Here is an 18361-nt window from a genome sequence, read left to right as displayed (position 1 = left end):
TACCGGGTCATGCCCGCACTGCGATTTTGATACAGGTCACAGCTCATGCACGGTGAAAAAAAAGCGCGGCACAGAATCTCTGCACCGCGCTTCCTTTTGACTACAGCATTACTTCTTCTCGGCGCCGGACAGGCTCAGCACGTAGGCGGCCAAGATGTGCACCTTGCCTTCACCCAGGAAGTCCTTCCAAGCCGGCATGCGGTTGTTGCGGCCGTTCTTGATGGTCTCGGTGATGGTAGCCTCGGAGGAGCCGTACAGCCAGACCTTGTCGGTCAGGTTGGGGGCGCCCAGAGCCGGGGTGCCGGTAGCTTCCGGACCATGGCAGCCGGTGCAACCGACGGTACCGAAGGCTTCCTTGCCCTTGGCGGCCAGCACGGCATCGTGCGGCAGACCGGACAGGGAGCGGACGAAGTTGGCCAGGTTCTTGATGGTCTCGTCGCCCAGTTGAGCGTGAGGAGGCATCACACCGTTACGACCTTCCAGGATGGTGGTCTTGACGGTATCGGCCTCACCGCCCCACTGCCAGTCGGCATCGGCCAGGTTAGGGAAGCCCTTGGAACCGCGGGCATCAGAACCGTGACACTGGGAGCAGTAGGTCAGGAACAGGCGCTTGCCCATTTCGTTGGCTTCCTTGTCGGCAGCAACAGCCTTCAGATCCATCTTCAGGTACTTGTCGTAGATGGGACCGTAGGTGTCGTCAGCCTTCTTCACTTCAGCCTTGTACTGGCCAACGGAAGACCAACCCAGCACGCCCTGGAACTTGCCCAGGCCGGGATACAGGGCCAGATACACCAGAGCGAAGACGATGGTGATGTAGAACATCCACTTCCACCAGGCAGGCAGAGGGTTGTTGTACTCAGCCAGAGTCTCGTCCCACACGTGCCCGGTGGTATCCGTGGAGCCCTTGTGGACGCTCTGAAATTTCAAGAAAATGCCGCAGCCGATGATAGACACCAGCGAGATTACGACGACGTACAAGTTCCAAAACTCGCTAACGAAATCGCTCATGATGTTTTCCTCTCTTCTTTGCGGGAGAGATCGGTGATCACTTCCGCATCGTCATCTGCGAAGGGCAAGTTGGCCGCTTCGTCAAAGCCCTTGCGGGCCCCCTTGCCATAAGCCCACCAGACGATGCCGACGAACGACATAAATGCCAGCACCGTCACGATGGAACGCAGATCGTTGATGTCCATACCTTACTTGGTGTTCTTCAGGGCAGTGCCCATGCCTTGGAGGTAGGCGATCAGAACGTCGAGCTCGGTCTTGTCGCCAATCTCGGCCTTGGCACCGGCAATCTCCGCGTCGGTGTAAGGAACACCGACCTTGCGCAGAGCCCGCATCTTGGCCTCGATGTCGGCACCCACGCTGTCCTTGGCCTTGCTCTTGGCCAGGAAGGGGTAAGCCGGCATGTTGGACTCAGGAACGACATCGCGAGGATTGTTCAGGTGAGCAACGTGCCACTCGTTGGAGTAACGCTCGCCAACACGGGCCAGATCGGGACCGGTACGCTTGGAACCCCACTGGAACGGGTGGTCATAAACGAACTCACCAGCAACAGAGTAGTGACCATAGCGCTCGGTCTCGGCCCGGAACGGACGGACCATCTGGGAGTGGCAGTTGTAGCAGCCTTCCCGGATATACACATCGCGGCCAGCCAGGCGGACAGGATCGTAAGGCTTCACGCCTTCAACCGCCTGGGTCGTGGACTTCTGGAAGAAGAGCGGAACGATTTCCAGAGCGCCACCGAAACTGATCACGATGACGGTCAGAACGATCAGCCAACCAGCGTTCTTTTCGATTTGTTCATGCGTAAGCATTTGTAGCGTTCTCCCTGATTAAGCGTGATGAGCGGCAGGGGCCATGATGCGCTCGTCGGCGCCTTGGCTCTGACCGATGGTCTTCAGCACGTTGTAGAACATGATCAGCATACCGCCCAGGAACAGAACACCACCAACCAGACGGATGGTCCAGAACGGGTAGGAGCCCTTCACCGCTTCGACGAAGCTGTAGGTCAGGGTGCCATCAGGGTTGAAGGCGCGCCACATCAGGCCTTGCATCACACCGGCGATCCACATGGAAGCGATGTACAGCACCACGCCGATGGTAGCGATCCAGAAGTGCACGGTGACCAGCTTGACGCTGTACATCTGCTTGGCGCCGAACAGGCGGGGGATCAGGTAGTACAGGGAGCCAACGGAAACCATCGCCACCCAGCCCAGAGCACCAGCATGCACGTGACCAACGGTCCAGTCAGTGTAGTGGGACAGGGCATTCACGGACTTCACGGACATCATCGGACCTTCGAAGGTCGACATACCGTAGAAAGACAGGGAAGTGATCAGGAACTTCAGGATGGGATCGTCACGCAGCTTATGCCAGGCGCCGGACAGGGTCATGATGCCGTTGATCATACCGCCCCAGGAGGGAGCCAGCAGGATCAAGGAGAACAGCATGCCGATGGACTGGGTCCAGTCGGGCAGGGCGGTGTAGTGCAGATGGTGAGGACCTGCCCACATGTAGGTGAAGATCAGGGCCCAGAAGTGCACCACGGACAGGCGATAGGAGTAAACCGGACGCTCAGCCTGCTTCGGCACGAAGTAGTACATCATGCCCAGGAAGCCGGCGGTCAGGAAGAAGCCCACCGCATTGTGGCCGTACCACCACTGCACCATGGCATCCTGCACGCCGGCGTAGGCGGAGTAGGACTTCAGCATGGAGACCGGGATTTCGGCGCTGTTCACCAGGTGCAGCAGAGCCACAGCCAGGATCATGCCGCCGTAGAACCAGTTGGCAACGTAGATGTGGCTAACCTTACGCTTGATCAGGGTACCGAAGAACACCAGGGCGTAGGCAACCCACACCAGGGTGATCAGGATATCGATCGGCCATTCCAGTTCGGCATATTCCTTGCCGGTGGTGATACCCAGGGGCAGGCTAACAGCAGCCAGCAGGATGACGATCTGCCAGCCCCAGAACGTAAAGGCAGCCAGTCCGTCGGAGAACAGACGAGTGTGGCAGGTACGCTGCGCCACCCAGTAGGAGGTTGCAAACAGCGCACAACCGCCAAAAGCAAAAATCACTGCATTGGTATGCAGCGGACGAAGACGACCATAGGTCAACCAGGGCCCGAAATTGAGCTCCGGCCAGACCAGCTGGGCGGCAATGATGACACCGACAAGCATGCCAACAATGCCCCAGACTACGGTCATGATGGCAAATTGCCGTACTACCTTATAGTTGTATGTGGATTGCGTTTCCGACATGGACCCACCTCTCGACTAGGAAAAGATAATCTTCATGCCACCTCCCTATGAACCCTTGGGCAGCATCGCAGGGATGCTATTGTAGCGGAGCCCCGCGCCTTTTGACATAGATCAAGCCGTCTCGCACAAAGTCAAAAAGGCGGCGGACCACATCAAAAAAATGGGCAAAAAAAAGGGTGCGTTACAAACGCACCCCAACCCCAACAGAGAAACAAACTTGGCGAAGCCCCCAACAAAATGAGGGACTTCCAAAACGAGAAGGATTCTCTCTGATGCCCCGTTTGGGATTGTTGACCCAGATCAAACCAGGGTTATTTCTCCCCCGCCCCCTCCTCCGCCCCCTTGGCAGTCGCAGCCCCATCCCGCTTCCCGGGCAGTTCGTCGTCCATCAGGATGCGGTAGGCGGGCCCCTCCAGATCGTCGAACTGGCCGTTGCGCACCGACCACCAGAAGGCGACGCCAATGGCGAAGACCAGAACGACCGAGAGGGGAATCAGCAGATACAGGCTTTCCATGGACGAAACTCCGCTAAAGGGGGCGTTGCAGCCGCAGGGAATTGAGCACTACCAGCAGGGAACTGCCGGACATGCCGATGCCGGCCATCCAGGGCGTGATGAAACCGAACATGGCCAGAGGCAGGGCGATGAAATTATAGGCAAAGGACCATACCAGGTTCTGCCGGATGATGCGTAGCGCCTTGCCGGAAAGGGCAATGCCGCGCCGCAGATGATCCAGGTTCTCCGACAGCAGGATCAGGTCGGCCTGGGTCCGCGCCAGCTGGGCGCCGCCGCCCATGGCCACGGACACCTGGGCCTGGGCCAGGACCGGGGCGTCGTTAACCCCATCCCCCACCATGGCCACCACGGCGCCGGCCTCCTGCAGGCGGGAGACAAAATCGTGCTTGCCCTGGGGCGAGACACCGCCATGGACGTCCTGGATGCCGAGCAGGGCGGCCACCCGGGCCGCCGCCTCCGGGGCATCGCCGGAAAGCAGCACCACCTGGCGCCCCGAGGCCAGCAGATCGGCCACCAGGGCCGGCGCCTCGGCCCGGATCTCGTCCCCCAGGGCGAACAGGGCAATCCAGCCGCTCGCCGCCCCCAGGGCAATCACCGTATCGCCCCGGGCGGCAAAGCCCCGGGCAGAGTCAGGCAGGGCAGCCCCCACCAGTTCGGCGACGAAGTCGGGACGGCCGATACGGTATTCGACACCGCCCAGCACCCCGGAAATGCCGCTCCCCGGAATACTGGTGACGACTTCGGTGCCATGGGGCCAGGCGGCCAGCTGCGCCGCCTTGCTGCGGAATACCTGGGCGATGGGATGCTCGGAAGCCCCTTCCAGCGCTCCCGCCAGCCGCAAACCGTCCTCGGCACCGACAGTCCCTAGCGGCAGGACCTCCAGCAGGCGCATGCGGCCCGAGGTCAGGGTACCGGTCTTGTCGAAGACGACATGGGTGGAGCGGGCCAGGGTTTCGATGGCATGACCCCGGGTCACCAGCAGCCCTTCCCGGGCCAGCACACCGCTGGCCACCGTAAGGGCGATCGGGGTGGCCAGGGAGAGGGCGCAGGGGCAGGTCACCACCAGCACGGAAACGGTGATCCACAGGGCCCGGGCCGGATCGATGAACCACCAGGCCAGGGCGACGGCCGCCGCCACCAGCAGCAGGGCGGCGACAAAACGGCTGGCGATGCGATCAGCCATCTCGACGATCCGCGGCTTTTCCATGGCCGCCCGTTCCATCAGGCGCACGATGGCGGAGAGCCGGGTGCCCTCCCCTACCTGTTCGACCCGCACCACCAGGGGGCTTTCCACATTGATGGCGCCGCCGGTGACTGTATCTCCGACCCGCTTGGACACCGGCAGGCTCTCACCGGTGAGGAGCGATTCATTGACCGAACTCGTCCCTTCCAGCACCCGCCCGTCGGAGGGAATGGTGCCGCCGGGACGCACCAGGACGACATCCCCCGCCCGCAGGTCGGCCACCACCACTTTGCCCGGCGTGCGGTCCTGGGGATAGGCGACGAGGCGCTCGGCAAAGGCCGGCAGCAGCTTGGCCAGGGCTTCGGTGACGCCGACGGCACGCTGGCGCGCATTCATTTCCAGGAATCGCCCGCCCAGCAGGAAAAACACGAACATGGTCACCGAGTCGAAATAGACCTCGCCGTCGGCGACGAAAGTGGCCCAGATGCTGGCGGCGAAGGCCGAACCGACGCCCAGGGCCACCGGCACGTCCATGCCGACCCGGCGGAACTTGAGGTCGCGCCAGGCATTGCGGAAGAAGGGGGCTGCCGAATAGAAGACCACCGGCAGGGTCAGCAACAGACTGGCCCAGCGCATCAGGGATTCGATATCCGCCGTCATGTCCCCTTCCGCCATATAGACGGGGATGGCGTACATCATCACCTGCATCATGCCGAAACCGGCCACCCAGACGCGCCACAGGGCGTCCCGGCGTTCCTTGCGGGCCAGCTCCTCGGTCCGGGCCGGATCATAGGGGTAGGCCCGGTAGCCGATGGCCGAGATGGCCGCCAGGATGTCGGAAAGCTTGATCTTGCTCTCGTCCCAGCGCACCCGGGCGCGGCGCGTGGTGTAGTTGATATCCACCCCGGCAACCCCGGGCAGATGGGAGATGTGCTGTTCGTTGAGCCAGATGCAGGCGGCGCAGGTAATGCCTTCCAGGATCAGGGAGGCTTCCCGCTCGTTCTCGCCCAGGGCGCGCACGAAACTTTTCTGGAAATCGGCGTGGTCAAAGAGGCGCAGGTTGTCCAGCACCTCGGGCAGGGCTTCCCGCTTCGATTCGGGCAGGGCATCCCGGTTGCGGTAGTAGTCGTCCAGGCCGTTGTCCACGATGGCCTGGGCCACCGCCTGGCAACCGATACAACACATGGCACGGGGAGATTCGGAGACCCGGACCGTCAGATCGACGTCATCCGGAACGGGCTGACCACAGTGGTAACAGGCGCCTTTGCTCATGGCTCGCAAATAAGAAAGGCGCGAGCATTGCCCGCGCCTTTGGGTGGGACTGACAGGCCCGCAGTATAAGTTATTTCGCCGCCATGCGAATGGCGCCGTCCAGACGGATCACTTCGCCATTGAGGTAGGAGTTCTCCACGATGTGGCGCACCAGGGCAGCGTATTCGGCCGGTTTGCCCATGCGGGAGGGGAACGGCACCATCTTGCCCAGGGAGTCCTGCACTTCCTGGGGCATGCCCATGAGCATGGGGGTTTCCATGATGCCCGGGGCGATGGTCATGACGCGGATGCCGCTGCGGGCCAGTTCCCGGGCGATGGGCAGGGTCATGGCCACGACGCCGCCCTTGGAGGCGGCATAGGCAGCCTGGCCCAGCTGGCCGTCGAAGGCGGCCACGGAGGCGGTACTGACGATGACGCCGCGCTCGCCCTGAGCATTGGGTTCGCCCTTGGCCATGACTTCGGTGGCCAGGCGGATCATGTTGAAGGAGCCCACCAGGTTGATGTTGATGACCTTGGCAAAGCTCTCCAGGCGATGGGGACCTTCCTTGCCCAGCACCTTCTCCGCCGGCGCCACGCCGGCGCAGTTCACCAGGCCATTGAGCTTGCCGAAGGTGGAGACGGCCAGTTCGACGGCCGCCTTGGCGCTGGCTTCATTGGTCACGTCGGTTTCGGCGAAGCGGGCATTGGCGCCCAGTTCCGCCGCCAGGGCCTCGCCGGCTGCCTTGTTCACGTCGGCCAGGACCACCTTGCCGCCGCCGGCCACGATCATGCGGGCCGTCGCGGCACCCAGGCCGGAACCACCGCCGGTAACAACGAATACGCTCTCTTTGAGTTCCATATTGTGTTCTCCTCGTCCTCAAAATAATGACCGACGGATTCTATAGCATTTCCAGACGGTAGCGTATGGAAATGCCGACCCGCCCCGAGTCGCCAGGGCAGACGGAAACAAAAAAAAGGGCAGCTCCGGAGAGCTGCCCTTTTTCCTGGAATTGGTGCCGGAGATAGGAGTCGAACCTACGACCTTCGCATTACGAATGCGCTGCTCTACCAACTGAGCTACACCGGCAAAAAACCATCCGGATTGCACATCCGGGGCCGCGAAGTTTATCCGAGACCGCAGGGCAATACAACACCGCCAGCCGGCCCGCCAGGCAAAGCGACGCCCTGCCCCGGTTCTCCGCCGCCGCGGCGGCCGCCACAGCAATTCCCGCTGCAACTCCCTTTCCCCTGGCCGCCTGACACCGGGTATAGTTACCGGTTGGCCCCAACCGAGCTCAGAACACCCCATGGACGAAATAAAAATCCGCGGCGCACGGACCCATAACCTGAAAAACATCAGTCTGGACCTGCCCCGCGACAAGCTGATCGTGATCACCGGACTTTCCGGCTCAGGCAAGTCCTCCCTCGCCTTCGACACCCTCTACGCCGAGGGCCAGCGCCGCTATGTGGAATCCCTCTCGGCCTACGCCCGCCAGTTCCTGCAGCTGATGGAAAAGCCGGATGTGGACCTGATCGAGGGCCTGTCCCCGGCCATTTCCATCGAGCAGAAGGCCACCAGCCACAACCCCCGTTCCACCGTGGGCACGGTCACCGAAATCCACGATTACCTGCGTCTGCTCTACGCCCGCGCCGGCACCCCCTATTGCCCGGAACACGGAGAGCCCCTGGAGGCCCAGACCGTGTCCCAGATGGTGGACCACGTGCTGGCCCTGCCGGAAGAGACCAAGCTGATGATCCTGGCGCCGGTGGTGGCCAACCGCAAGGGCGAGCAGCTGGACCTGTTCACCGAGCTGCGGGCCCAGGGCTTCGTCCGCCTGCGGGTGGACGGCACCATCTACGAGATCGACAACCTGCCCAAGCTGGCCAAGAGCCAGAAGCACAACATCGACGTGGTGGTGGACCGCCTCAAGGTGCGGGAAGACATGCGCCAGCGCCTGGCCGAGTCCTTCGAGACCGCCCTGCGCCACGCCGACGGCCGGGCCATCGCCCTGGAGATGGAGAGCAACCAGGAGCACCTCTTCTCCGCCAAGTTCGCCTGCCCCATCTGCTCCTATGCCCTGCAGGAGCTGGAGCCGCGCCTGTTCTCCTTCAACAACCCCATGGGGGCCTGTCCCAAGTGCGACGGCCTGGGGGTGATCCAGTTCTTCGACCCGAAGCGGGTGGTGGCCCATCCCGACCTGTCCCTGGCGGCCGGCGCCATCCGGGGCTGGGACAAGCGCAACCAGTTCTACTTCCAGATGATCGGCTCCCTCGCCGAGTACTACGGCTTCAGCGTGGACACGCCCTTCAGCGAGCTGACCGACGAAGTGAAGCAGGTGCTGCTCTACGGCAGCGACAAGGACCTGGTGCCCTTCCAGTACATGAACGAGCGGGGCAAGCTGGTGCTCAAGGAACATGCCTTCGAGGGCATCATTCCCAACCTGGAGCGGCGCTACAAGGAGACCGATTCCCTGGCGGTGCGCGAGGAACTGGCCAAGTACATCAGCAACACCACCTGCCCCACCTGCGAAGGCACCCGCCTGCGCCAGGAGGCGCGCCACGTCAAGGTCGGCAGCAAGACCCTGCACGAGATCAGCCATCTGCCCCTGGCCGAGGCCCGGGACTACTTCGAGACCATCCAGCTCACCGGCCACAAGGCCCAGGTGGCGGAGAAGATCCTCAAGGAAATCACCTCCCGCCTGCAGTTCCTCATCAACGTGGGCCTGGACTACCTTTCCCTGGACCGCTCCGCCGAGACCCTTTCCGGCGGCGAAGCCCAGCGCATCCGCCTGGCCAGCCAGATCGGCTCCGGCCTCACCGGCGTCATGTATGTGCTGGACGAGCCTTCCATCGGCCTGCACCAGCGCGACAACGACCGTCTGCTGCAGACCCTGCGCCAGCTGCGGGACATCGGCAACACGGTGATCGTGGTGGAGCACGACGAGGACGCCATCCGCACCGCCGACTACGTGGTGGACATCGGCCCCGGCGCCGGGGTACACGGCGGCGCCATCGTCGCCGAGGGCACGCCCCAGCAGGTCACCGACAACCCGGCCTCCATGACCGGCGACTACCTCTCCGGGCGCAAGAAAATCGAGGTGCCGAAGAAGCGCCGCCAGGCCGACCCGGAGAAGAAGCTCCAGGTCATCGGCGCCAAGGGCAACAACCTGAAGGACGTTTCCCTGGAACTGCCGGTGGGCCTCATGACCTGCATCACCGGCGTTTCTGGCTCGGGCAAGTCCACCCTCATCAACGATACCCTGTACACCGCCGCCGCCAAGCACCTCTACGGCTCCACGGCGGAACCGGCGGAGCACGAGGAAATCATCGGCCTGGATCACTTCGACAAGGTGATCAATGTGGACCAGAGCCCCATCGGCCGTACCCCCCGTTCCAATCCGGCCACCTACACGGGCCTGCTCACCCCCATCCGGGAGCTGTTCGCCGGGGTGCCGGAAGCCCGCTCCCGGGGCTACGGCCCGGGCCGCTTCTCCTTCAACGTCAAGGGCGGCCGCTGCGAGGCCTGCCAGGGCGACGGCGTGATCAAGGTGGAAATGCACTTCCTGCCGGACATCTACGTGCCCTGCGACGTCTGCCACGGCAAGCGCTACAACCGGGAAACCCTGGAAGTGCACTACAAGGGCAAGTCCATCTACGACGTGCTGCAGATGACCGTGGAGCAGGCCCGGGAATTCTTCGACCCGGTGCCGGTGGTGGCCCGCAAGCTGCAGACCCTGGTGGATGTGGGCCTCTCCTACATCACCCTGGGCCAGAGCGCCACCACCCTCTCCGGCGGCGAGGCCCAGCGCGTCAAGCTGGCCCTGGAACTGTCCAAGCGGGACACCGGCCGCACCCTCTACATCCTGGACGAACCCACCACGGGCCTGCACTTCGCCGACATCGAGATGCTGCTCAAGGTGCTGCATCGCCTGGCCGACCACGGCAACACCGTGGTGGTCATCGAGCACAACCTGGATGTGATCAAGACCGCCGACTGGCTGGTGGACCTGGGTCCCGAGGGCGGCGGCGGCGGCGGTCGCATCATCGCCGCCGGGGCGCCGGAAGCCGTGGTCAAGGTGGGCGAGAGCCACACCGGCCGCTTCCTCAAGCCCCTCCTGAGCCGCTGAGGAGAAGGCCGTGAGCACCTCTCCTTTCAAGGGCAAGACCGGCCTGGAGCGGCTGTGGAACGCCATGGGCTATTCCCGGGACGGCTTCAAGGCGGCCTGGCAGCACGAGGCGGCCTTCCGCGAGGAAGTGCTGCTGGCCCTGGTGGCCATTCCTCTGGGCCTGTGGCTGGGCAAGAGCGGCCTCGAAAAGGCGGCCCTGGTGGCCAGCATCCTCATGGTGCTGCTGGTGGAACTGATCAACTCCGCCGTGGAAGCAGTGGTGGACCGGGTCTCGCCGGAACGCCACGATCTCTCCAAACGGGCCAAGGACCTGGGCAGCGCCGCCGTTCTCATCGCCCTGGCCACCGCCGCCGCCGTCTGGGCCCTGGTGCTGTGGCCGTGAGGCCCTGACCAGCGCCGGCGGCTGCCGCCACAACGACAAAGGGCCGTTTCCGGCCCTTTGTGCTTTTCGGGGGACCATGGCCGGGAAGGCGCATGGATATTGCCGCCTGGCGATGCCAGGCCCGAAACCGGCGTCCTTGCTGCCCCTCAGGCCACCCGCTCCTGGCCACCCCGGCCCGGACGCAGCCTCAGGTCGGCTCCCAGCAGGGCGGCCAGGGCCAGGCTGAGGGCCCAGGCGAACCAGGCCGACCACAGCACGTGGGAAAGGAAGTGGGCCCCCTGGAACAGGCGCACCACGCCGAGGCCGGCGCCAAAGACCAGCCCCAGGGCCAGGGCCAGACGAGACCAGGTGCGGCCTGCCGGACGCAGGGCCACGCCCCACACCAGCCAGAGAAAGCCGGCCGCCGCATGGCCGGCCGGGAAACAGGCGCCAGCCTTGATGTCCGTCGGCCCCGGCACCAGCAGGCCCAGGTAGGGCGCGTAACCGCCAAATTCCAGCACGTCCCAGGGACAGTGGCGGTTGGTCAGGCTCTTCAGCAGGGAAACGCCGATGGGGATCAACACCATGCCCAGGGCCGCCAGCAGCGCATTGCGCCGGGGCAGCCAGTCCAGCTCGCCCTTCCAGCCGAGCCAGCAGGGCACCAGGGCGATGCACACCAGAGCGTAGGAAGCATACTTCATGCCGTGGTGCAGCACCCGCTCGAACAGCCAGTGGTGGTGCATGGGGAAATCTCCCAGGGCCGGGTCGTAGAGCCGCTGACTCAGGGCCAGGTCCAGGTCCGTGTTCTCGAATACTGCCAGCAGCAGTACCGCCAGCAGGGCCAGCAGCAGGGCCTGGGTCAGCAGCCAGCGGCGACCGGCGTGGCGTTCCAGCACGCCAGCCACGGGCAGGGGCAAGGAGGTGGCGTTGTCCATGGTCAGCTCCGGCAGCCGGCGGCCAGGTCCAGCTTGGCGTCGTAAATGCTGGTGCTGACGTCGAGCAGGCCGAGCACGGAATGGAAGATGTTGTCGTGGCTGGCCGGCTGGGCCGCCCGGGCCTTGAGGCAGGAGACATTGACCTTGAAGTCCTGGGCAAAGTTACGGGAAAGCCACATCACCATGGGCACCCGGGTCTGTTCCTGGGGCGCGATGCTGTAGGGCATGCCGTGCAGGAACAGATTGTTCTCGCCCAGGGACTCGCCGTGGTCGGAGAAGTACATCAGGCCCGTGTCGTAATCCTTGTCCTGGGACTTGAGGAAGTCGATGGTCTTGGCCAGCATGTGGTCGGTGTATAGCAGGGCGTTGTCGTAGGAATTGACGATCTGCTCCCGGCTGCACTGGCGCAGGTCGCTGGAATCGCAGGTCGGCGCGTAGCGGCGGTAGGCCTCCGGATAGCGCTTGTGGTAGGCCGGGCCGTGGTTGCCCAGCTGGTGCAGCACCAGCACCCGGTTGCCCTTGTCGTCGGCCAGCACCTTGTCCAGGTTGTGCAGCAACACTTCATCGAGGCAGCGCTCGCCGTCGCACAGGCCGGGGATGGCGGCATTGGTCAGGCTGTCGTTGGGCAGGCCTTCGCAGACGCCCTTGCAGCCGGACTGGTTGTCCCGCCACAGCACCTTGAAGCCGGCCCGGTCCAGCACATGCAGCAGGGATTCGCTGCCGCGGATCTTCTCCTCGTCGTAATCCCGGCGCCCCACGGGGGCGAAGATGCAGGGCACGGAGACTTCGGTGTTGGTGCCGCAGCTGCTGACCTGGGGGAAATTGATGACGTCGAGCTTGGCCAGTTCCGGCGTGGTCTGCCGTTCATAGCCGTTGAGCCCCCAGTTGGCGGCGCGGGCCGTCTCGCCGACGACGATGACAAACAGGGCCGGCTTGCTGCGGCCCTTCCAGGCCGCTGCCAGGGCGGCATCGGTGCCGATGGGCTGGCGCGGCCCCTGGGCCGCCTCGGCCTTGGCCACCCGGGACAGGGAATAGACCAGGTTGGCCGGGGTGATGAGGTAGCGGATTTCCTTGTGGTTGCGCATCAGGGAGGCGAAGTCCTGGAACACCAGGAACACCGCCCCGCCGCCCAGAACCAGGGCCAGCAGCAGGGAACCGGCGCGGATGGCCAGGGTACGGCCGAGACCGGCCTCCGGCAGGCGCACCCGGGACAGCAGCAACAGGGGCAAGCCCACCACCAGGGCCAGGTGGGGCAGGAGGGACCAGGTGAGCAACTCCCCCGCTTCCTTGACGTCGGTCTTGAGCACGTTGCGCAGCATGGAGGGATCAAGGTAGATGCCGTACTTCTCCATGTAGAAGCTGGCACAGCCCACCACCACCAGCAGCAGGGCCAGCACCGGCTTGGCGGTGCGGCGGCCCATCAGGGGCGCCAGCAGGACGAAATGAATGGCGCTGAGGAAGATGAACAGAGCGGCGGCAAAGCCCCAGGTGGACCACTGGCCGCCGTCCCGGCCGGCCATGGCCGCTTCCCAGAAGAGACGGTTGCCCGCCAGGCTGAAATAGACGCTGCCGAGCAGCGCCAGGGTGGTGCCGCCCACCGCCGGCTGCCAGTGCCGCCAGCGGCTCAGGCCCTGGCGCGAGCCCTGGTAGAACCAGAAGGCGAAGGCCAGGAGCAGGTTGACCAGAGTCAGTCCGGCCAGGATCAGTCCGGAAGGATTGGCCACCAGAGCGGGGGCGGGAGCGAATACGGCCATGGAGCGGCAACCTGATGAGGGAAATTGGCCGCAACTTTAGGCGCCGCCCCGTGAGGGACTGGTGAGGGAAGTGTGAGGAAAGTGTGAGGAAAGGTCCGGCACGGCCCCTGGCCGGAGGCGCCGGGGCGCCGCCGCCCGCCGGGAGCGGCAGCGCAGCCCCCGGGCGGCAGGAGGACTCAGGCGGCGGCAGCCGGTGACGGCCCCTGCAGGGACGCCCCCAGATCCACGCTGAGGACGGCGCCGCCGTCGGGGCCGTTGGCGGCAGCCGGCACCCAGCCGCAGGCGCGGCAGACGTGGGCCACCAGGGCCAGGCCGAGACCGTGGCCGGCGCCGGGACCGCGGCGGTAGAAACGGTCGAAGACCCGGGGCAGGTCGTCCGGGGCAAAGCCCGGCCCCTGGTCCGCTACTTCCAGCACGCTGCCCCGCAGGCGGCAGGTGATGGTGCCCGACTCGGTGTGGCGCAGGGCATTTTCCAGCAGATTGCGCAGCACCAGCTGCAGCAGGGCTGGGTCGGCCCGCACCAGGGCTGGCTCCGGCACCTCCAGGGCCAGCTGCACCGGCTTGGCGTACTGGTTGCCCAGAGACTCCCACAGGGACTGGATTTCCAGGGACAGGCGCAGGTCGTCCTGCAGCTGGGGCCGGGTCTCCCGGGCCAGCATGAGCAGGCTCTCGGCCAGACGGGTGATGCGGTCCGTGTTGTCCACGATGCGCCGGGAGCGGCGGTAGGAGGCCTCCGGCAGGCCGCCGGCGGCGCTGAGCATTTCCGCATCGGTGCGGATGGCGGTGAGGGGGGTGCGCAGTTCGTGGGAAAGGTTGGCGGTGAATTCTCGCTCCCGCTGCAGCAGTTCCGCCTGGCGGGCCTCCAGGGCGTCCAGGGCCTGGGCCACGGCCAGCACTTCCTGCTCCATGCCGGCCTGGGCGTAACTACCCACCTCCGGCACCTCGCCCCGGACCCGCCGGGCCAGCCACTCCAGGCGCCGGGTGAAGCGGCCGGAGAGGGCATAGACCATGGCCAGCACCACGCCGCCGATGATCAGGGCGCCGGTGACGATCACCGCCGTCACCGCATCGAGCCGCTCCTCGTGTTCCTCCACGTCGTAGCTGAGGATGAAGCGGGCGCCGCCGTCCTCCCGCACCGCCACGTGGAACTCCTTGTCGCCCTCGAACATCTCGTGATTGCCGATGGGCAGCCGGGCTAGGTTGTCCGGCACGCTGCCCGGCGGCGAGTGGGGCTCGAGCCGGTACAGGGTCATGGACGGGGTGTTGGGGAAGGCCGTCTCGGGCGAGGTATGCCACAGCTCGATGCTGTGTTCCACCTGGGTGGTGAGGAGGTTGTCGATGAACTCCTCCTCCATCTCGTCGAACATCAGGAGCAGGGCCACCGACTGGGCCAGGATGATGACCAGGGCCAGGGCCGCCACCCACAGGGCGATGCGCAGGCGCATGCTGGGCGCCTGGCGGTCGGCGGCCAGCTCCTCGGCGGAATGATTAGCGAGCGACAAGTTTGTACCCCAGTCCGTGAATGTTCACCACTTCCACCCCGGCCCCCTCTCCCAGGGCCCGGCGCAGGGTGTGCAGGACGCTGCGCAGGTTGTCGCTGGCCTCCTGCTCGTGGCCCCAGATGGCAATCTCCAGCTCCCGCCGGGAAAAGACCCGGTTCGGCTGCTGCAGCAGCAGGGCCGCCAGGCGCAGGGCCTTGGGCGGCAGGCGCAGGGCTTGGCCGGCCAGGCGCAGTTCCTGGGAGGTGGCGTCGTATTCCAGGGGCCCCTGGCGCCACACGCCCGCATCCTTGCGCGGCGCCGCCCGGCGCACCAGGGCCGTCAGGCGCACTTCCACCTCCTGCAGGGCGAAGGGCTTGACCAGATAGTCGTCGGCCCCGGCGTCGAAGCCGGCCAGCTTGTCCTCCAGGGTATCCCGGGCCGTCAGCATCAGCACCGGCAGGCTGCTGCCCTCGGCGCGCAGGCGCCGGGCCAGGCTGAGGGCGTCGCCGTCGGGCAGGCTGCGGTCGAAAACGGCGCAGTCGAAACTGCCGCCGGCCAGGAGGCGCCCCGCCGCCGCCAGGGAATCGGCGTAGTCGCACTGGTGCCCCCGGGATTCCAGGAATTCGTAGAGGTTCTCGGCGATGGACCGGTCGTCTTCGACGATGAGGATGTGCATGGCGCTGTCCGTGGCGGAAGGGCCCCATTATAGGGCGCCCGGACCGCCGTACGGCGAGCGGGCGAATCGTTCAATAAAATTGAACGGTTCCGCCAATTCTTATCGCTTTTCAGCCCTGGCCCGGGGCCCTAGGATGGTCGGCATTCAGGCTGGGCCCTGGCCGGCCCTCCTGCCACGATAAAACATGAAAGGAAATCAACGATGAAATCTCCCGCCGCCCCCGAGATCCTGGCCCAGGCCTTTCTCGACGCCCGCAGCTTCAACCGCTTTGCCGACCGTCCGGTGAGCGCGGAAACCCTGCAACAGCTTTACGACCTGGCCAAGTGGGGGCCCACCGCCATGAACTCCCAGCCGGCCCGCTTCGTCTTCGTCACCAGCCCCGAGGCCAAGGCCCGCCTGGCCCGGTCCCTCTCCCCGGGCAATGTGGAAAAGACCCTGGCGGCGCCGGTGACCGTCATCGTCGCCCAGGACACGGCCTTCTACGAGCACCTGCCGACCCAGTTCCCGGCCTACGACGCCAAGCCCATGTTCGAGGCCAACCCGGCCATGGCCGCCAGCACCGCCTTCCGCAATTCCAGCCTGCAGGGCGCCTACCTCATCGTCGCCGCCCGCCTGCTGGGCCTGGATGCGGGCCCCATGTCCGGCTTCGACGCCGCCAAGCTGGACGCCGAGTTCTTCCCCGACGGCCGCTGGCAGAGCAATTTCATCATCAACCTGGGCTACGGCGATGCCGCCGGCAACCACCCCCGGGGACCGCGCCTGCCCTTCGCCGAAGCCGCCCGTATCCTTTAGTCATTTTTTCGATCTAGATCAAACCCGGACGCCGCCGGCGCGCGTAGGGTAGCTCCCCATGGAGACCAAGCCCCACGCACCCGGCCACGCCCACTCATGCGGCACCTGTGGCCAGGCCATTCCCCTCAAGGACTGGCCCGGCACCATCGTCTGTGCGGCCTGTCTCGACCTGCGTCCCGCCGACAGCCCGGCCCACTGCCAGCACTTTTGCGGCGGCGAGGAACGGGAAGCGGGCGTCTGATCCCCGGTTTTCAGGCAACCTTCCACCAAGAGGTCCGCAGCATGGAATACCAAGTTCAACTCCGCCATTCCGCCGCCCCCGCCCTGGACAAGGCCAACCAGCTCCTGCTGCAGGCCCGGGAATACCTCTGTGCCGGCTGCAAGCGCGACTGCGAGCGCCGCCTGACCCAGTTCGGCCAGGTGCCCCAGTCCTGTCGCCGCTCCTGAGCCGGACCTCCCCCACCCGCGCCGGCCCTGCTGCGGCCGGCTTTTGACCCGCATCATTTTCAGCCCCGGAGACGGCGCCTAGAATGGCCCTGCTCATTTCTCCGGGTGCCCCATGATCGCCAAGCTTCTCCCTTCCCTGCGCACTTCCCTCCTCCTCGCCGCCGGCCTTGGCGCCCTGCTCTCGCCCCTGGCCGGCCACGCCGACGAACGGGGCAAGGAAATCTACGGCCCGTGCGCCGCCTGCCACGGCGAATTCGGCCAGGGCGGCAAGAAAGGCGAATACCCCCGCATCGCCGGCCAGCAGGCCAAGTACATGGAATCCCAGCTGAAGGCCTTCCAGAAGCGCATCCGGGTGAACATCCCCATGGTGCCCTACACCGAAGAGCGGGAACTGTCCCACGAGGACATGAAGATCGTCTCCGAATACGTTGCCGGCATCGAACTGCCCACCGCCATCCCCACCTTCAAGGACACGGACGACGCCTTGACCCGCCTGCAGGCCATGGAAAAGGTCATGATCGTGCCCCGGGAACCGGGCGACGTGGAGGCTGGCAAGGCCATCTACCAGAAGCAGTGCGCCGCCTGCCACGGCAAGACCGCCAAGGGCCGGGGCATGTTCCCCCGCCTGGTGGGCCAGTATTCCCAATACCTGAAGCGCCAGGTGGACCTCTACCTGAAGGGCGACCGCCCCCACGACGAGGAAACCACCCAGGGCGTGCTCAACACCCTCAAGCCCGAGGAAATCCAGAACATCATGGCCTATGTGACGGCGCTGCAGGAAGAAGTGAACAAGCAGTAGGAACGACCCATTGCCTCCGGCTCCATGCCGGAGAGGCAGCAAGGACGGCTCTTTCGGCCATGGGGTGGCTGGGAGGGCCGTTTTTGTTGGGGTGTAGCCGAGGTGGGTTTGAGGCCTTGTCGACGCTTCAAGCTTGGCGGGGTGTTTGGGCGCTGTGTTCCGCGCCTGACGCGCGGGTTACTTTCTTTTGCTTCGCCAAAAGAAGAGTAACCAAAGAAAAGGCGAGCCCGGTTTGGCGCCCCGCTCCGCGGGGTTCCCTGCGCTACTCGCTTCCGGCGGGGGCTGCGCAACTCGGCCTACGGCCTCAGACAGTGCTCGCCCTTTTCCCGCCGCAAGCTCCGTTGCTCGACGCCGCACAGGGCCAATGGCGGATACCTAGAACGTTCAGGACAAGCCAGCCACCTTACTGTTGTGGAAGGTTCAGGGGCGATCCGACTCGTCGTTGGCGGGCAAGAACTTTCGATACCGGAAAGGCACGGCCCAGCCGCCCAACAACACTTCAGCCACGCCTCGCAAGCGGTCCCGCACACCCAGCTTTGCGCAGACAAAACTCTCCTGGTGGCCCTCACGGAATACGCCGAAGAGTTCTATGGACGCCTCCGCATATGCCACTGGCACCATGACCCGCTGGACGTTGTAGAGCGACACCTGCATTCCCGGATATAAACCGCCAAAGCCGCGGTTGTGCACATAGAAGGGAATCCGGTTTGCGATCAGCATGCTTTCCATGACAGCAAGCTCTGATGCCGATCGGGGGGCGGCCAGGTGGAAGAATTC

At 65.1% G+C, this 18361-nt stretch carries 18 protein-coding genes and 1 tRNA gene; 6 read left to right on the top strand and 13 right to left on the bottom strand.

Translation table 11 applies throughout. The features are described from left to right. Positions 1-108: 108 nt before the first annotated feature. The 8 genes from ccoP to AC3QLZ_RS14970 form a co-directional block, all read right to left on the bottom strand. Complete coding sequence (gene ccoP, locus AC3QLZ_RS15005) at positions 109-1008, bottom strand: cytochrome-c oxidase, cbb3-type subunit III (RefSeq protein WP_014236716.1); 900 nt, start codon at positions 1006-1008, stop codon at positions 109-111. Beyond that, complete coding sequence (locus AC3QLZ_RS15000) at positions 1005-1193, bottom strand: CcoQ/FixQ family Cbb3-type cytochrome c oxidase assembly chaperone (protein ID WP_014236715.1); 189 nt, start codon at positions 1191-1193, stop codon at positions 1005-1007. Before AC3QLZ_RS15000 ends, ccoP begins: the two co-directional genes overlap by 4 nt. A 3-nt stretch (positions 1194-1196) precedes the next feature. After that, positions 1197-1817 (bottom strand): cytochrome-c oxidase, cbb3-type subunit II, encoded by a 621-nt coding sequence (gene ccoO, locus AC3QLZ_RS14995; RefSeq protein WP_014236714.1) that lies wholly within the window; start codon positions 1815-1817, stop codon positions 1197-1199. An 18-nt stretch (positions 1818-1835) separates the two neighbouring features. Further along, a complete protein-coding gene (gene ccoN / locus AC3QLZ_RS14990; RefSeq protein WP_014236713.1) occupies positions 1836-3263 on the bottom strand; it encodes a cytochrome-c oxidase, cbb3-type subunit I in 1428 nt (475 codons plus the stop codon). Between the two features lie 311 nt (positions 3264-3574). After that, positions 3575-3778, bottom strand: coding sequence for a cbb3-type cytochrome oxidase assembly protein CcoS (gene ccoS, locus AC3QLZ_RS14985; RefSeq protein ID WP_014236712.1), 204 nt, complete (start codon positions 3776-3778; stop codon positions 3575-3577). Positions 3779-3791: 13 nt separating this feature from the next. After that, on the bottom strand, positions 3792-6233 hold the full coding sequence (locus AC3QLZ_RS14980) for a heavy metal translocating P-type ATPase (RefSeq protein WP_014236711.1): 2442 nt from the start codon (positions 6231-6233) through the stop codon (positions 3792-3794). A gap of 70 nt (positions 6234-6303) precedes the next feature. Then, the gene (locus tag AC3QLZ_RS14975; protein ID WP_014236710.1) at positions 6304-7071 is read right to left on the bottom strand and encodes a 3-hydroxyacyl-CoA dehydrogenase; all 768 of its coding nucleotides are present in this window, start codon (positions 7069-7071) and stop codon (positions 6304-6306) included. A 152-nt stretch (positions 7072-7223) separates the two neighbouring features. Beyond that, positions 7224-7299 (bottom strand) — tRNA-Thr (locus AC3QLZ_RS14970). A gap of 220 nt (positions 7300-7519) precedes the next feature. On the opposite strand from AC3QLZ_RS14970, the gene uvrA reads away from it, so the two are divergent. Beyond that, positions 7520-10339 carry an excinuclease ABC subunit UvrA gene (gene uvrA / locus AC3QLZ_RS14965; protein ID WP_014236709.1) on the top strand — a complete coding sequence of 940 codons (2820 nt, stop codon included), beginning with the start codon at positions 7520-7522 and terminating at the stop codon, positions 10337-10339. Between the two features lie 64 nt (positions 10340-10403). Next, positions 10404-10721 carry a diacylglycerol kinase gene (locus AC3QLZ_RS14960; protein ID WP_050804357.1) on the top strand — a complete coding sequence of 106 codons (318 nt, stop codon included), beginning with the start codon at positions 10404-10406 and terminating at the stop codon, positions 10719-10721. Between the two features lie 146 nt (positions 10722-10867). Here the strand turns inward: AC3QLZ_RS14960 and AC3QLZ_RS14955 are convergent, their stop codons facing one another. From AC3QLZ_RS14955 to AC3QLZ_RS14940, 4 genes are all read right to left on the bottom strand, one after another. Further along, the gene (locus AC3QLZ_RS14955) at positions 10868-11635 is read right to left on the bottom strand and encodes a phosphatase PAP2 family protein (protein ID WP_014236707.1); all 768 of its coding nucleotides are present in this window, start codon (positions 11633-11635) and stop codon (positions 10868-10870) included. Positions 11636-11637: 2 nt separating this feature from the next. After that, positions 11638-13389: a phosphoethanolamine transferase gene (locus AC3QLZ_RS14950; protein WP_014236706.1), complete on the bottom strand. Its 1752-nt coding sequence runs from the start codon at positions 13387-13389 to the stop codon at positions 11638-11640. A 176-nt stretch (positions 13390-13565) separates the two neighbouring features. Further along, positions 13566-14891 carry a sensor histidine kinase gene (locus AC3QLZ_RS14945; RefSeq protein WP_050804283.1) on the bottom strand — a complete coding sequence of 442 codons (1326 nt, stop codon included), beginning with the start codon at positions 14889-14891 and terminating at the stop codon, positions 13566-13568. Next, the gene (locus AC3QLZ_RS14940; protein WP_014236704.1) at positions 14878-15546 is read right to left on the bottom strand and encodes a response regulator transcription factor; all 669 of its coding nucleotides are present in this window, start codon (positions 15544-15546) and stop codon (positions 14878-14880) included. The genes AC3QLZ_RS14945 and AC3QLZ_RS14940 overlap by 14 nt, the downstream gene beginning before the upstream one ends. Before the next feature lie 201 nt (positions 15547-15747). Here AC3QLZ_RS14940 and AC3QLZ_RS14935 point away from each other — a divergent pair, with 201 nt between their 5' ends. The 4 genes from AC3QLZ_RS14935 to AC3QLZ_RS14920 all read left to right on the top strand — a co-directional run bounded on the left by AC3QLZ_RS14935 (position 15748) and on the right by AC3QLZ_RS14920 (position 17584). Beyond that, complete coding sequence (locus tag AC3QLZ_RS14935) at positions 15748-16338, top strand: malonic semialdehyde reductase (RefSeq protein WP_014236703.1); 591 nt, start codon at positions 15748-15750, stop codon at positions 16336-16338. Between the two features lie 58 nt (positions 16339-16396). Further along, complete coding sequence (locus AC3QLZ_RS14930; RefSeq protein WP_014236702.1) at positions 16397-16579, top strand: hypothetical protein; 183 nt, start codon at positions 16397-16399, stop codon at positions 16577-16579. 41 nt (positions 16580-16620) lie between these two features. Beyond that, a complete protein-coding gene (locus AC3QLZ_RS14925; protein WP_014236701.1) occupies positions 16621-16785 on the top strand; it encodes a hypothetical protein in 165 nt (54 codons plus the stop codon). A gap of 112 nt (positions 16786-16897) precedes the next feature. Beyond that, on the top strand, positions 16898-17584 hold the full coding sequence (locus AC3QLZ_RS14920) for a c-type cytochrome (protein ID WP_014236700.1): 687 nt from the start codon (positions 16898-16900) through the stop codon (positions 17582-17584). A gap of 420 nt (positions 17585-18004) precedes the next feature. Here the strand turns inward: AC3QLZ_RS14920 and AC3QLZ_RS14915 are convergent, their stop codons facing one another. Beyond that, a complete protein-coding gene (locus AC3QLZ_RS14915; RefSeq protein WP_014236699.1) occupies positions 18005-18313 on the bottom strand; it encodes a hypothetical protein in 309 nt (102 codons plus the stop codon). Positions 18314-18361 lie beyond the last annotated feature (48 nt).

Source organism: Azospira sp. MPR-LB4, from assembly GCF_058809525.1.
Note: the sequence above shows the minus strand (reverse complement) of the source record. Positions and strands in the feature narration are given on the sequence as shown.